The organism is Bacillus cereus group sp. TH152-1LC (genome assembly GCF_027710505.1).
Lineage (GTDB): Bacteria > Bacillota > Bacilli > Bacillales > Bacillaceae_G > Bacillus_A > Bacillus_A mobilis.
Genome location: NZ_JAQFNK010000007.1, coordinates 26,655 through 42,009, shown reverse-complemented (window position 1 = coordinate 42,009; position 15,355 = coordinate 26,655). Strand labels below are relative to the sequence as shown.

Here is a 15,355-nt window from a genome sequence, read left to right as displayed (position 1 = left end):
TTCCCATAAATTAAAGTTTCGCTTACCTATATATATTATGCAGATTCATTCTTATCCAAATACTTAAAATTATAAAACAGTAATGTGATTACATAGTACTTCTAACCTTTTGACAATTTCTTTGGCTGTTTCATCTTTGCCGTTACATAACTTCCCTTTACCGTCTTGTCCAATTACGTGGTGTACTGCTCCGCGCGAATATAAAGAATGTGGTGAATTCGCAATCATTACACTTGCCTTCGCTTCTTCCATTCTTTTCTTTGCTCTTTTAAACAGTTCTTCTTCATTTATATCACTTTCAAGTTTAAAGCCAACGAGTACCGTTTCTGAATCCCACTCTTTTATTTGTTTTAATACTTTTGGAGCCTTTTGAAAATGAATAATTGGTGCTATATCACTTGGAATTTTCCCATTCATATCAAGAACATTACCTTCTTGATCACAAATTTTGCCTACAATCCAATCTGATCCAGCGGCTGCCATAATAACCGCATCTACTTTTTCATGCGTAATTATACTTTTCATTTTATCTTGTAAATCAACAATTCCTTCAAATGGATGTAATTCCAATTGATTATTTATATCGTTAGGTTTTTCAGCGAAATAACCGTGTAAATAAATAACATATGCCCCTTTATTTATAAGCTCTTCGGCGATTATTCTCCCAATTGTACCTTTTGCCATATTCGTATGCCCACGTACTTGGTCCCATTTTTCTAAACAACCACCACTCGTAATTAATACCTTTTTCCCCTTCATTGTAACCATCCCTTACTGATTTTTCTTACGAAACCATTCTGTTCCAAAGTCAACGATATCTCGTTGCTTCATAAGACGGCACGTTGCATTTCCTATTTTTCCATTTGTTACAGTTCCTTTTCGCTCAAACTCTACACCGATTTCTACAAACTTATCAGAATCGTAATCCATATCAACAAACTCTTTCCCCATTCTCTATAATTGGTGCCCCTACTTTTATTAACTCACATGCACCAGTACGTACTTCAGATAAATGAACAGACGTATTGGAATCATATCCAACACCAATTAATAATATGTATCCGTCTAAATCGTATATTTTTCTTAATGGAGATTCCTCTCCTAAACTCATTGATAGCGACTGATTCATCGTTATTTCTTCTGCATGCTTTCCCCATCCAGCAAAACTTCCTAACGGATGGTTACTACGTACTACATTCGGATATGTACGAAAACATTCCACTACTTTTCCCATTGCTCTTGTTGGTGTTATATGTGGCTCAAATGCTGGTACATTATCCCTGATAATCTGCCACCATTCTTCAGGTACAGGTGGTCTTGACCAATGTTTTGGATCAGATAAATCTGAAGATTGCGTCGGCATAATAATTGTTCCCTCTTCCGTAATCACTTTCATTAACGCCTCTACTACCGCAACCGCTCCGCCAGATACCCAGCCAATCGAACTTAGCGAAGAATGTACAATTACCGTCATTCCTTTTTCTAGCCCTAATTTTCTTAAATCATTTGAAATTGTTTTGATTGTATTTGGCAATGGTGTACTTGCCACTATATCATTCATTTTCACGATTGTTCCCCCATTTTTTTAAAACTACTACATACATATATTATCATATTTTTCTTAATTTTTAACTTAATCATTTTTCATACTTATAAAATAGCGAACTATAAAAACAAATTGATTTTTAACATATACAGAAAGAACGTTTAATACCTCTTAAAAACGTTTAGTTTTTATCAATTAACAAAATATTTTTCAAATCAATTACAAATATAACACCAAAAAAAAGAATCACATATTATGTTAGTGATTCTTTTTCTATAAGATAACGATGCACCATTTCAACAAAAAAATGGCATATTTAATTTTAAAATGTGTTTCTTATAAATATTTTTCAATTTATGTATTTAAGCCTCGAACTTCAGGAACATTTGAAGTTATTTTTGCCCTTGTAGTTGCTCTACTATAGTTTTCGCCTGTGTATCAAGTCTCTGAGCCGCTTTACCAATACCATTGAATTCATGAACTGCTTGTTCTATACATGAGTAACTTTCAGTAACTCTCTTTTCTGATTGAAGGGTCCCTGCACTAATCTTTTGTACCTGTTTGGTTATATTCTCCACATTAAAGTGTACATCTGTAGTTACAGTTTTAACTTTATTTGCTAAATTACGAACTTCATTTGCAACAACATTAAAACCACTACCATAGGTACCAGCATGGGCAGCCTGAATTCCAGCATTTAAGGCCAATAAATTAGTTTGTGTGGCAATTTCATTAATCGTTTTTACCATGTCGCGTATCATATTAGTTTGTACGTTAAGCTCTTGTAATAACTTCATATTGTCATTAGTTTGTTCGACTATTTGTTTAATGGCCGCGGAAACCATATGACTACGCTTAATCCCTTCTTGCGCACGTTCCTTTAGATTTTCCGCCATCTCTTGCAATTCAAGTGTTACCTTTGCCGTTCCATTCTCACGCGCAGTAATATCTGTAGCGACTTTAATAACCGCTTGAATTTTTCCATTCTTATCTACAACAGGGGTATATGTCGCTTCTAGCCATATAATTTTCCCTTGTTTAGTGATTCTCTGTATTTTCCTTTGAAATGAGACTCCATTCCGAAAATTTCTCCAAAAGATATCATATTCTGGACTTTGAGCAAACTGTGAAGTACAAAACTGACGATGATGACTGTTTAATAGTTCATCCACTTCATAGCCCATTGCATATGCAAAATTATGATTTGCCCATATTACTTTTCCATAGGGATCAAACTCAATCATAGCTAGTGAACGTTCTAATGCAGCAAGTACCTCCCCTTGATTTAATACTTGTGTACTAAGTGAAATAGTTTTTGAAATATTATCACTCTTCATATGCTTCTCTCCATTTCAAAAAATTAAATATCATAGCATCTCCCATTAAATATACCACTATCGAATTATACTAATATTTATATGATTTGTCCCACTTTAATTAATACGCTCTTTAATAATATTTTTTTCAAAATAAAAAGAGCACTTTTAATTTCAAAGTGCTCTACCATTAATGCTTTTTTTCATATATTTCTTACCCTTCAATCGTAACCCCTGTAAACATCGATAAGTTGCCTGTTATTTTCTCACCTACACGTAAAAATAATCCTGCGGCTCTCCCGCTAATACAGTGTGAACCAATTAATAGTTTACCAGTATACGGACCATCCCATGTGTCAATTGTATAGTCAGGCATTTCTATGTATTGCTGGTATATTTTTCGCTGTTCAAAGTAATACTCCGTTTTATCTTCAGCTAATAGTTCATCATTATCGTATATAGATACCCCTCCACCTTCACGTCCGTATAAAGGCTTAGAAACATATGGTTCATTTCTTTCTAAAAACGGCTTATTTGTAAAATATGTTGGTATGAAGTAGTTCTGAATGATTTCTCTCTCTTCTTTCTCAAAGAAAACTCCCTTTTCGAACAGTTGCCAAATTAATGCGAGTACACTTTTATTTTGCATAAGAAAAGCTGCAGGTGGATTAATGATTTTCACTCTTCCTTGCGCTATATGATCTAAAAACTGAAGTCCAATTCTTTTCCCATTTTTATCAGTATCTGAAACTAAATATTCAATTGGATATAGTCTATATAAATAATGGATTCGTTCACCATTTTGCGTATATATACCATCATCTGCAACAACGATATCTTGTATGCCTATATAGTCCGTTGATTGATCTAAGCAATAGCTTCTTAAAAATTGAACTGTTTGATGATCTTCATCGTGCCAATCATAACTAGTAAAATATATCGTCTCGATAGGACTTATATTATAGTCATGTTTAATTTGTTCCCACGCCTGCACAATATGCTCTTCTATATGATTTGGATGATTCACATCGTGATAACGGCACAACACTTCATTTGCGACAGACGGCTCTAAATAACCTGTTGGTGTGTCACAATTTACTTCTATTAATTTTATATCTTCACCATTTACGATAAAGTCAAACCTTGTAAAATATGAAAACAAACCAATATGTTTCATTCTCACAATTTCCCACGTTTCAGCTGGAAATCCTAGTTTTTGAAAATCTTCTGTCGTATTTACAATATATTGATACGTTCTATATAACACGTACATAATTTCTTCTGTCGCTTTTGAAATAGCAGTATACGTGTTTACAGGCATACGATACATACCCGTTGCCATATATTGATTCCATTCTTCCTTCTCTAAAAGGCTCGGCCACGTAAATCCATTCCTACCAGCCTCTTCCGCAAGTGAAAACCATACTTTCATATACTCTTTTTGCTCTTGTTCTGTATACATGACTCCATTTTCCTTTCGTGTTATGATCCGGCTGGTGCTTTTGCATTCCCAATTCCACTGGAACCAGAATTCACTTTCGGCGTTTGTGTCGTAGATGATTTCGGCGTATTTGTATCTGGCGTCACTTTATTTGAGGAATTTGGCTGTTGTTTATTTAAATCCACTTTATTGGAAGAGTTATTATTGTTACTGTTAGTTCCGCCGTAATAACCTCCACCACCGCTGCCACCAGTTCTACTTTGGTCTTTTTCACGATATGGAATAACATTATTTGCATACGGTTTCTTCATTATATTTGGTTTTGCTGTATAATTCATATTTGTAGTTCTGCTTGCTAGTAAATATCCTGCTACGAATGGAAGTATTGGTAAATGTGAATTTTCATTATACGATGAAAATGACGGATTATTTTCCTTGCATAACTCATCATTCTCTACATTTTCATTAGTAGGAGTTTTATCGTCACAATTTAATGTTTCTTGTTCATTCCCTTGTTTTCCACCATCTGTTTTAACAGCAGTACTTTCTTTCTGGGCCGTTTCTTCTTCATAATCGCCACAGCCTGTTAATAAAAAAGATGACACCCCAATTGAAGTAGCAATTTTTATAAATTTACTTTTATCCATTCTCATGTGTTATACACCTAATTTCTTTTATCTATATTTTCCTATATAACTTTATTATATAATGTATATGTTAATTTTTTCAAACTAAACCCTATATGCACATTTGCATATTTCATGCTTTTTATTCCATGAATAAAAACAAACTATCATTAGATTATAATTTTATGTATAGACTATAATAAAATGAAAGACGACCTAATATTCGGGTCGTCTTTCATTTTTTTTATTTTTATATATTAAACGTCTCAATAACATCTCTAATGGTCCATTCAGATTATTTTTTTCCATTATTGTAGCTAATATGACAGATAATATCCAAATACTAACAGCTATTAATGCAGCAAAAGCGTTACTTACATGCCCTCCTAAATCAAATGCTACAGGTGATAAAAGTATAACAAGCAGTGCCTCATTCAAAACAAAAAATGTTAATGAACGCTTTCCTAGTGCAATTAATGAACGGCTAAAGTACCCTAGATTTTTCAATCTGCTCCCTATTATACCGAAACCCGTTGCATATGCTAATCCTCCAACAATTCCAGTTAAAATATGAATTCCATTTACCATTCCAGCTGTAAATACACTTGGATACCATATAATCCCTATAAAAGATAGAGGCAAAGCACCTATTAAGGATATTGCTAATCCTATAATTGTTATAAAATATAATTTTTTCAAATGTTGCTCTGGTTTTATTAATAACTGATACCTAGCAATCCACAAACCAAGAATTACAGAAGGAATAATCGGGAACATAAAATGGATGAGAACAGGTATAACAGGAAAGAAGAGTAATCGTAACATTGTAGTACTTAGATACGTGTCTTTTGCTGAAACATCTGGTGAAAAACCGTAATGGCCTATTGCTTGCATATTAAATCCCCATATTATTGGAATAAAAATGATATACAATATAGTGATAATCGTAAATGTTCGAATTAATGTTTTCATTTTACACTTTAATAGCGGGCTAACAAGAAGCCCCGCTACACCATAGGCCATAAGTATATCTTGCCCTCCAATTAAGACCGCTAACACAATCCCAAACAGTATTAAATACCAAGAGCGTCTTCTTACTATGTTTACGGCATGATTTTCATTTTTCCCTTTTGATATTTGTCCTTCAAATGCTAGAACCAAACCATAGCTTAATAATACGGCAAACATCGCTCTTGCACGGTTATCAATTATGAATATACCAAAAAGGTTTACAATTTGATCAAAGAAACTACCGCTTTCCACCCTATGCATAATTCCAGGATCTGCAGCATACAAGTAAAGCGGTGCATGGGCAAGTACGATTAATAGTAACATAGTACCCCTTGCTAAATCTAATGCGACTGCACGCTTCTTCTCAATTGCTCCATTATTTATTGACTTACTCATATTTTACTTCCTTCCTTAGCATCAACTAACCATTCCAACCTTTCTTACATTTTTATCAAAAACAAACAACTAGTTGCTATTAAAATTAGAACAAATAAAGTAAAACTATAATCCGTAAAGGTTTTGTTCATCCACCCACTGATTATTATCCCCGTACCAATTGGCGTTTACGAGCTTCAGGGCTTCCACCTAGCTTCCTTACTCCACCCAAATTTTGAGGTTGGAGTTTTACTGTCCACAAATAGCGGGATACATATAAAACGAACTACTTCTTCAAATTCTATTCCGGATATTATATTCTAAGATGATTTTAATATGTTTTATTTTTAAAATACAAATGAAATCTTTCAATCCCCGGATATTTTCCCCCTAAACTTTTAACCTGAAAACCAATTTTTTTATAAAATTCTACTGCCTCTTTATCTGTCTCTGCTTCTATATAAGTTAATTGAAGCATTTTTACTACTTCTTTTATCATTTGCAACGCAATTCCTTTATTACGATATTGTGGAGCGACTGCTATGTGACATATTCTCGCTTTATTTGCTCCAATTATTTCAATACCTATACAAGCCTCTTCTTCATATCTGTACAAAGTCCCTTTATTCCTTTCATAATATAAAACTGCTTTCTTTAAGCTAGTTTCACTTGGCCCGACTGCATACTGTAACACATTTAAAATTGAATCTTTCTCAATTTGTTCCACTCGTTGCAAATTCATTTCTACATCCCTTTCCATGAAAAAAGATTAGCTCTTTCTATAAAGAGCTAATCTCATTACGCCGTTATTTTTGCTTCTTTTTTCACAACGACCGCTACATAACTATGTAGTATCATTCCGACAATAACAAAACTCATCCCGATCCAAGATAAAGATGACGGAATTGGCGCGGATAGCAAGATGAGCTCTCCTGCTAGCGCAAATAAAACTTCACCAGACTGAGTTGCTTCCACTGTTGCTAGTTTTTGTGGATCATCTTTTACAAGATCTGTCGCAAAGAAGAATAATACAGTCGCAATTAACCCTGAACTAACCGCTACAATAAAACATTGGAAAACTTGACTACTTGACGGTAGCCCGCCTGTTGATACTTCATAACCAGATAGTAAAAACCAAAATGGTAAGCTTGCTAATGTCATACCGAGAACTCGCTGGAATACATCTAATTCCCCTTTACAAACTTGCATCATTTTCCGGTTTCCAAGAGGATACGCAAACGCTGCAATAAGGACAGGAACTACACATAAAACGGTTTCACGAATCCCTAATGAAGAAGCATGTTCTACTTGCATGAGTACAACACCGCTTAAAATAATACCCGACATAACTAATTCCTTCATTGGAAGTTTTTTATGTAATGGATCTACTGCAAAAAATGGTGTTAATAAAATTCCTGCGACGATCGTAATTTGCCATGTTGATGCAACAAGCCAACCAGGTCCAAAAGCTCCCGCAAAACTAAGTGGTGCATAGAAGAGGCCAAATCCTACGATACTCCACACTAGCCATTCTTTCGGATTATTTTTCATATATTGAAAGAGTTGCTTTAAATTACCTCTATACATGACAATAAATAAAAGCATTGGAACCATAAAGTAGTACCGTAATGAAGCACTCCAAATCCAGCTTCCACCTTCTAAGTCCATTGCCCGGTTTAAAACGAAGGTAAAGGCAAAGAAAAATGATGCCAATATCCCTACTGCAATAGCTTTCATTATAAAACCCCTTGTTTAGTTTCTTCTTAATACTATACAACAAAATGAATATAATTAAAATTCGAAATCTTTATCTCGCATCTATTCTAGCTCTATATAGTTTTCTTAACTGACTAATATGAGCTTGATGGTACCGATTATGATCGGCTATATGCCATATCCCCCACCTTATAGTCGCACTTTCTCCCTTTTCGTAAAAAACTTCTCGTGTTAAATCATTTTCTGCTAGTTTCATACATTCCTCATATAACATATGTTGCACAGCTTCATAATCTTGCATTAATTGTTGCAGCGTATGTTTTCTTAAACTTGGCAGTTCTCCTACTTCATTTAACATAGGTCCATATATTTTTTCAAGTGCCAGTGGAACTACTTCTCCTTTTAAGCGATACACCCAATGTAAATCAACAACTGCTAAATGTTGAAGTAGTTGTCCGATACTATTTTCATTATTTTCTGCCTCTTCAAAAGACAGTTCTTTCTCATCAATACCTTCTACTAACTTTTGCAGTCGTTTAAATGTATCAATAACCGTCGCATACAGAATCGCTACTTGCGTGTTCATATTTTTGTCTAAATGGAGATCTTTCATACTAAACTCCCTCTCTTAAAGGAACAAGACCATATATTCATCGTCACTATATACACCGTTCATCTTTAGAGCTCTTTTTTCAATTCCGTACGTTTTAAAGCCTATTGATTCATACAATTTTTTTGCTGGTTCGTTTGTAGATACAACACCTAAGTTCAATTGTTCCAAGTTCATTTCTCCTGCTCTTTCAATTGCCTTACGTATTAACTCACGTGCAAGACCACTTCTTCGATTACTAGCATCTACATACATCGCAACGATATGACCTTTATGTTTATATGCCTCTTTTTCTTCAGTTAGTAAAGTGACAACTCCAACTAATTGATGATCCTCATTAAAAGCACCAAATGTACAGCTGGTAGTAGCTGTTAAATTACTTTCCACTCGTTTAATAGGATTTTCCTGGCGAATTGCCTCTTCATAAGTTGTTACAAATGCCTCTGGATTTACTTGTAATGCTTGTAAACGTAAGTCCCAATATTTTTCCGCATCTTCTTTCATAAGTAATCGGATCATATTTCTTCAGCCCCTTAAGTTAACATAATATTTTTATAAACCACTATTTAAAGAATCGTATTCTTTTCTTAACATACTATAACGATAACGATGAATGAACTTCCCTTGACGTAATCGATCATTTCTCATTAGCCCTTCACAAACAAAACCAGCCTTTTCATAACTCTTTCTAGCTTGAAAATTATCTTCATCTACACGTAACCAAACTTTTTCTAATTCAAATTCATAGAATGCAAGATGTAACATACTATATAGAGCCGCTATTCCATACCCTTTACCCCAGTATTCTTTATTACCAATCGCGATTCCCAGTTCCGCATTATTATTTGTTTTATCAAAATTTTTAAGATCTACCCATCCAATATGTATGCCATTCTCTGCAGTGATAGCTCTTTGTTCATAGCCATTTTTCCGATTTATACATGCTTCAATCCATTTTTTCGTTTCTTCACGAGTAAACGGTGGATATTGATCTGGTACAACTAGATGTTTTGTTACTTTTGTATCTAATGACCATTGATAGCGATCTTCTACATCATCTAGTGTCAGTTCTCTTAATTGAACGAATGGTACATTCATTGTGCTATCCCCTTTTTATTTTCCTATAGAAAATCCTTCGAACATTCTTCCTCCATACTGTTCTAGCGTTTTTTCTACAAAAGTAATTAATTTACTTTTCTCTCCTGTTGTATAAAAATGATCAAACGCCGCTACAAATTGATCTGCATATTGTTCATCATATTTTCTAAGTACCCTTATAAACCATTTTGAATTTCCCAGCCATTTACCATTTACTCTTAATACATATTCATGTACTAAATCAGCTAATAGATTCGCGATAAACAATTCTTCTTCTCTTTTTGTCGCCCCGATAAAGTCATCCAAAGTATCCGTAATAAAATATCGCTTCTGCTTCATTATTTCTTCGTTCCATTTAGCTGGTCCTTGATTTAGTAAATCATTTGCTTCTCTTTTTAATTCCTCAACAATTTCATTTTCACCTTTTAATACAATTCCCTCTGAAACTAATTGTGGCAACGAAGGTCTTCCGCAATCACAATCACTTTTAAAAAAGGTTTTATACGTTTCAAAATTATGTACAAACACCTCAACGGGCCATCCATTTCTATAGAAAGATTCTCTATAACAAAATGACAAACTACAATCTATTATTACAATGTCCAGATCAGATGTTTTTGTCGCTTCCCCTCGTACAACGCTTCCTCCCAGTAAAGCTACATCACAATTCGGAAATTGTGATGTAATGATGCTTTGTGCCGCTTCCATTGGTTTCATAACCGTTCTCCTATTCTTATTTCACTTTCTTTTTTTCAGCTCTTTCTCTCGCTTTTTTTATATATGGCTCTGCATCAGGTGTTTTGCATGACGTTGCCCCGTGATCAACCTGTACTTTTCCAATTTCACGTGCAATTTCAATCGCTTTTCTCTCTAAGTCTTCATTACGAATTCCTATCGCAATTAAAGCACTATTCATCGCTTCTTTTTTTCTATTTTTTTCATTATGTATATTTACTTTAATCTCTTCTATATAAGGAGAAAAGAAATCATCATGTAACGTTTTATTTTTAATCGCGATATTCGCTAATAATGACCAACCTGCTCTTCCAATCCATTCATCATCAGAATTTGTCCATTCTTCCATTCTTTCTATCGCGATTGGCGATGTACAAATAGCGGTCATCAAAACGTCCATTAAACAATAATAATCAACTTCTTGTACCCATTTATTTAGCTGTTCTGTCGTAACTTTCTTTGGATCTAAAATCATCGTCGCTAAAGTCATTGCATCCAAATTTTTTGTTTCCCATAATAAAATTGCTAAATCATGATCTTTTTTTATCTTCTTTTTTAACAATTTTAAATTGGCAAAACTAACTCCGAAGAGTGGCTCTTTCGCTCCGTGGTTTTTATACGTTTTACGATTTTGTTCTGTTCCATATTCCTCTAGTTGTTGCATTACTTCTTCCAGTAACATATGCACACCTCTTTTTCTTTTATGTTGATTTCATATATGTATGTACGATATATTCTACATTACTTTTTGGTTTTCCTATATGTATTTTAAAAATACGGTATGTGAAATTTTACAGTTGCTATATATAATTAAAACAACCACGAAAAACCTGTACATTTTACATATACAGGTTTTCATTTCATCAATTTCCCAAAGTGTAAGAAATAGAATTTGAAAGAACTTTTATTTGTTTGATTCTCTCTTTATTTTTTGTAAGCTCTTTACATCTGACCACTCTTCTATAGACCCTGCGTCCGGAAAAACTGTAACTACATTAAAATTCGCACCTTTTTCTTTTCCAATTTGTTTAGCAGCTAATAAATTCGCTGCCGCAGACGTTCCTATTTTCATACCAGTTTCATTATAAAAACGTGCCATTTCATACAAGGTTTCTTCATATGAATAAGTCCATTGTTTTTCTATCAAATTGTCTTCCTGTTCTATGAAATGTTGTTTCCTTCCTAAGCCAAACCCACCTGATCCAGCATATTTCTTTAAATCATTCGGTGGTTGTTCGGAACCATAAGGCAATTCAGCAGGCATTACTAAATGTAGCTCAACATTTTTGGTATAATTCTTTACTTCTTTATAGACTCCCATTAGAGTTCCACCAGTACCAGCAGATGCTACCCATGCGTGTATTGGTTTTCCATTCATTTGTGTAATAATTTCTCTGCCTGTACCTTCTATATGACTTAATAGATTTGCATTATTATAATGTTGGAATAAAAAGTATAACTCTGGTTTTTGTTTGCTAATCTCAATTGCCTTTTCAATTACTGCATAGAAACCCATACATTTATCAACTAAAATCACGTTAGCTCCATAACACTCAAGTTCATTTAGTAATGATTTACCAGTTCCAGAACTTAAAACTAACGTGCATTCAACCTCTAAATAATAACAAATATAACCAATTGATCTCGCTAAGCTTCCACCACTATACTCTAAGATAGGTTGTTTTTTGTCCGCTTCTTGTAAATATTTTTTAATCATTCCAAGTGCAGCTCTATCCTTAATCGATTCTGTAGGGTTGTGCCATTCACATTTAGCATAAATAGAAAAATCCTTCGTTTCTTCGCATTCTAATTTAATGAGAGGTGTGTTCCCAACATTTTTAGCAAACTCATTAAAATGCTTTAATGTCATACTTCTATTCCTCCTACATAAATCATATTTATTTTTAGCTAAAATACTTTCTACATTTTCATAACTCTCTTAACTAAATCTTTTTATATAAAAATCCCTACAAATACTGTAGGGATTTATGACTAAATCATTTTGTTACACTACATTACATACGAAAAGAGCTTCTTTATTCAAATGCATTCATAAGCACAATTCTCCAACCATCTGGATCCTCTATTGTGGTTCCTTTCTCTATCCAATACGGATTTTCTGGTTCCACCTCATGATAGCCCATATTACTTAATCGATTCACTATTTTTTCAATTTCATCTTTATTAGGCATATAAAAAACTAGTAAATTATCTTTTGTCGGTGCCGGACATGGGCTTCCATTAACGTGCGTTGTAAACTCCAAATGATACTCGGCATCCGGTAATCCAAACATAACCCCATCATATCCTTCATGATTGTGAAATTCTCCTATACGCTTTAATCCTAACCCCGTCTCATAAAAACTTATAACTTCTTCAAATTTATCTGTTGGTCTTGCAATTCTAAATTGAACCCAATTCTTCATGCAAATCTCCTCCTTTTCATTTTCCAAAGCTTTATAGTAATCATTATAGGTTACATATATTCCCTTTCATATCCCTCATTAGTGTGAGAACTGCCTAAGTTGAAAGACCTATTAGTTTATAAATAGTAGGACTTTAGTATTAAATTTATATAAAAATAGTTATATAAATAATGAGATGAAATAAATAGTTCTTCCTTATATTTTATTACGTATGAAAAAGGTCTCCTTGTAGGGCCTTTATATACCGATCAGCAGATCTTTGTACAGCCTTATTCGCATCTTCCACCACACCATGAAATGCATTATATAGTCGACTAAATTGGATATCTTTTACTTTCTCTGCCATATCTCTAACTTTATTCGCTGGTAATGGAATGAGATTTGGATAACTATACATAAAACTTACCCATTTTTGATCGGAAACTACTTGTATAATATCACCTGATAACAAAATTCCTTTCCCTTCGTTACCTTCTTTCCAATGCATAACAGTTCCGCCCTTAAAATGGCCTCCTAAGCGATGCAATGTAAGTTCTTCCGATAATATCAAATGTTCCCCAGACCAAAATTTAATTTGTTTACTCGGGCAAACCACCCACTCTTTATCATCTTCATGAATATAGATAGGTACATTGAATGTTTCCGCCCATTTTACTTGTGTAGAGTAATAATGTGGATGAGAAAGTGCTATTGCCTGAATACCACCTAAATCATATATACTCTGAATCGTCTTATCATCTAAATAACTAATGCAATCCCACATAACATTTAGAGTTTTACTTTGTATTAAAAATGCTGTTTGTCCAATTGCAAATTTAGGTTTTGTACTAATGCTATACAAACCACTTTCTTCTTTTATTATTTCATTTTTGTATAAATTGCTATTTTGCATAGTTTCTAATGTTGTCCATGACTGCCCAATTGGATTCACATATTGCCTTTCCTCATTACAAATTTTACAACTAGAAGGCACTTCTTCATTTTCAGGATACTGTACTCCACATGTAGTGCAAATATAATTAACCATATTCCCACTCCCTTATTAAATTTAATTGTTCTTATACCAATATTTTAATAGAAAACAAAAATATTCGAATCAATAATTGGAATGAAAATGAAGTAATACGAAAGTATGATGAATCCCTTTTCGTTTTGATACCCGTTCGTCTAAAAAAGCACATACTTCATTATTAAAAGAATTAAATTTAATGCTTGAAAATTTTCATAATAAAGTTTAAAATCACCCTATTTTTTCAAGACTACAATTGATACAAAATCTTGCATACTTTTGACCAAATTTTTTTGCGCTTGTAAAAAAGTTTTTTTGCAATTACCGCCCTATAATTGCTAATATAGTAGAGTAGAACTTTTATAGAGAGAAGGAAAATTATGCACAATGGAATTCGAATGACAACTTTAGTAAAAAGGGCTATGTTGATTTGCGCGGGGGTATTATTTACATACGAAGCAGCTTTAGGATCAGCACATACTGCTCTAGCAAGTACAGAGGATGAAGCAAAATCTGTTCAACTTGTAAGTGAAATTCAATCATCTCTTGCACCGAAAGAAGCTCCAAAACAATATAACGGGCAAGTTAGAAAAGTCGCTTACTTAACATTTGATGATGGTCCTGGAAAATACACAGCTGAGCTTTTAGATATGTTAAAAAGAGAAAATGCAAAAGCAACATTCTTCCTAATTGGTTCAAACGTAAAAGCATTCCCGGATCTTGTAAAACGTGAAGATGCTGAAGGCCACTATGTTGGGATGCACAGTATGACTCATAACTACAAGAAACTTTACACAGAAGGTCATTACGTAGATGAAATGAAGGAAGATCAAGGCTTAATCGCCGGCGTTCTAGGTAAATCGCCTGTATTAACTCGTCCATCATACGGCTCAATGCCAGGATTAAACGAAGCTCTTCGCAACAAAGTTGTCGAAAATGGCTTAAAAGTTTGGGATTGGACAATTGATTCTTTAGACTGGAAATATAACAAAATGCCTGTTGACGCTGCATCAGCTAAAATTGTAGAAAACGTTCTTAACATTGCTAACAAACCAACTGAAGTTATTCTTATGCACGACATTCATCCTCAATCCGTTAAAGCAGTACCTGGAATTATAAAAGGACTGAAAGAAAAAGGATATGAATTAGAAGCCTATAATGAGAACGAACACTTCCCATTAAACTTCTGGCATGATAATCGTATGTAATATGAAAGACTCTATTTCCTCTAGTAGGTTATTGAGTCTTTTTTTCGTATTGGGCATTACTTCTCTTATATTCGATTCCCCTCCTTCCTTTATATCAATAGAAAGTAAAAATTACATTAATTTAACTTAAAAACATAACATGTTATTCTAAAAACGACTAGTACGAAATTAAAACATATATCAAAATACAGTAAAAAATTTAGGATTGAATATACAAATTCAATCCTATTTTTTATAT

At 33.6% G+C, this 15,355-nt stretch carries 16 protein-coding genes and 1 pseudogene; 1 reads left to right on the top strand and 16 read right to left on the bottom strand.

Going from position 1 to position 15,355, the window contains the following annotated elements:
- Positions 1–69 precede the first annotated feature (69 nt).
- From PDL00_RS17335 to PDL00_RS17260, 16 genes and pseudogenes are all read right to left on the bottom strand, one after another.
- The gene (locus PDL00_RS17335; protein WP_270730407.1) at positions 70–759 is read right to left on the bottom strand and encodes a phosphopantothenoylcysteine decarboxylase domain-containing protein; all 690 of its coding nucleotides are present in this window, start codon (positions 757–759) and stop codon (positions 70–72) included.
- 12 nt (positions 760–771) lie between these two features.
- Positions 772–1,561, bottom strand: a pseudogene (locus tag PDL00_RS17330) (aminoglycoside N(3)-acetyltransferase).
- 377 nt (positions 1,562–1,938) lie between these two features.
- Complete coding sequence (locus PDL00_RS17325) at positions 1,939–2,883, bottom strand: methyl-accepting chemotaxis protein (protein WP_242255755.1); 945 nt, start codon at positions 2,881–2,883, stop codon at positions 1,939–1,941.
- Positions 2,884–3,076: 193 nt separating this feature from the next.
- A complete protein-coding gene (locus PDL00_RS17320) occupies positions 3,077–4,324 on the bottom strand; it encodes a glutathionylspermidine synthase family protein (RefSeq protein ID WP_242255756.1) in 1,248 nt (415 codons plus the stop codon).
- 20 nt (positions 4,325–4,344) lie between these two features.
- The gene (locus PDL00_RS17315; protein WP_242255757.1) at positions 4,345–4,956 is read right to left on the bottom strand and encodes a hypothetical protein; all 612 of its coding nucleotides are present in this window, start codon (positions 4,954–4,956) and stop codon (positions 4,345–4,347) included.
- Positions 4,957–5,145: 189 nt separating this feature from the next.
- A complete protein-coding gene (locus PDL00_RS17310) occupies positions 5,146–6,336 on the bottom strand; it encodes a DUF418 domain-containing protein (protein WP_270730405.1) in 1,191 nt (396 codons plus the stop codon).
- A 310-nt stretch (positions 6,337–6,646) separates the two neighbouring features.
- On the bottom strand, positions 6,647–7,057 hold the full coding sequence (locus PDL00_RS17305; protein WP_270730403.1) for a GNAT family N-acetyltransferase: 411 nt from the start codon (positions 7,055–7,057) through the stop codon (positions 6,647–6,649).
- 56 nt (positions 7,058–7,113) lie between these two features.
- The gene (locus PDL00_RS17300; RefSeq protein WP_270730401.1) at positions 7,114–8,052 is read right to left on the bottom strand and encodes a DMT family transporter; all 939 of its coding nucleotides are present in this window, start codon (positions 8,050–8,052) and stop codon (positions 7,114–7,116) included.
- Positions 8,053–8,122: 70 nt separating this feature from the next.
- Complete coding sequence (locus tag PDL00_RS17295) at positions 8,123–8,644, bottom strand: DinB family protein (RefSeq protein ID WP_270730399.1); 522 nt, start codon at positions 8,642–8,644, stop codon at positions 8,123–8,125.
- 15 nt (positions 8,645–8,659) lie between these two features.
- A complete protein-coding gene (locus PDL00_RS17290; protein ID WP_270730397.1) occupies positions 8,660–9,160 on the bottom strand; it encodes a GNAT family N-acetyltransferase in 501 nt (166 codons plus the stop codon).
- 33 nt (positions 9,161–9,193) lie between these two features.
- Positions 9,194–9,739 carry a GNAT family N-acetyltransferase gene (locus PDL00_RS17285; protein WP_242255760.1) on the bottom strand — a complete coding sequence of 182 codons (546 nt, stop codon included), beginning with the start codon at positions 9,737–9,739 and terminating at the stop codon, positions 9,194–9,196.
- 15 nt (positions 9,740–9,754) lie between these two features.
- Positions 9,755–10,456 carry a nucleotidyltransferase domain-containing protein gene (locus PDL00_RS17280; protein ID WP_270730393.1) on the bottom strand — a complete coding sequence of 234 codons (702 nt, stop codon included), beginning with the start codon at positions 10,454–10,456 and terminating at the stop codon, positions 9,755–9,757.
- Positions 10,457–10,472: 16 nt separating this feature from the next.
- Positions 10,473–11,156, bottom strand: coding sequence for a DNA alkylation repair protein (locus tag PDL00_RS17275; protein WP_242255763.1), 684 nt, complete (start codon positions 11,154–11,156; stop codon positions 10,473–10,475).
- A gap of 222 nt (positions 11,157–11,378) precedes the next feature.
- A complete protein-coding gene (locus PDL00_RS17270; RefSeq protein ID WP_242255765.1) occupies positions 11,379–12,344 on the bottom strand; it encodes a pyridoxal-phosphate dependent enzyme in 966 nt (321 codons plus the stop codon).
- A gap of 166 nt (positions 12,345–12,510) precedes the next feature.
- Positions 12,511–12,900, bottom strand: a complete 390-nt coding sequence (locus tag PDL00_RS17265) for a VOC family protein (protein WP_172553261.1) — start codon at positions 12,898–12,900, stop codon at positions 12,511–12,513.
- A gap of 205 nt (positions 12,901–13,105) precedes the next feature.
- On the bottom strand, positions 13,106–13,927 hold the full coding sequence (locus PDL00_RS17260; RefSeq protein ID WP_242255767.1) for a hypothetical protein: 822 nt from the start codon (positions 13,925–13,927) through the stop codon (positions 13,106–13,108).
- A 362-nt stretch (positions 13,928–14,289) separates the two neighbouring features.
- Between PDL00_RS17260 and PDL00_RS17255 the strand changes: the two genes are divergently transcribed.
- Complete coding sequence (locus PDL00_RS17255) at positions 14,290–15,117, top strand: peptidoglycan-N-acetylglucosamine deacetylase (protein WP_242255769.1); 828 nt, start codon at positions 14,290–14,292, stop codon at positions 15,115–15,117.
- Positions 15,118–15,355: the final 238 nt, after the last annotated feature.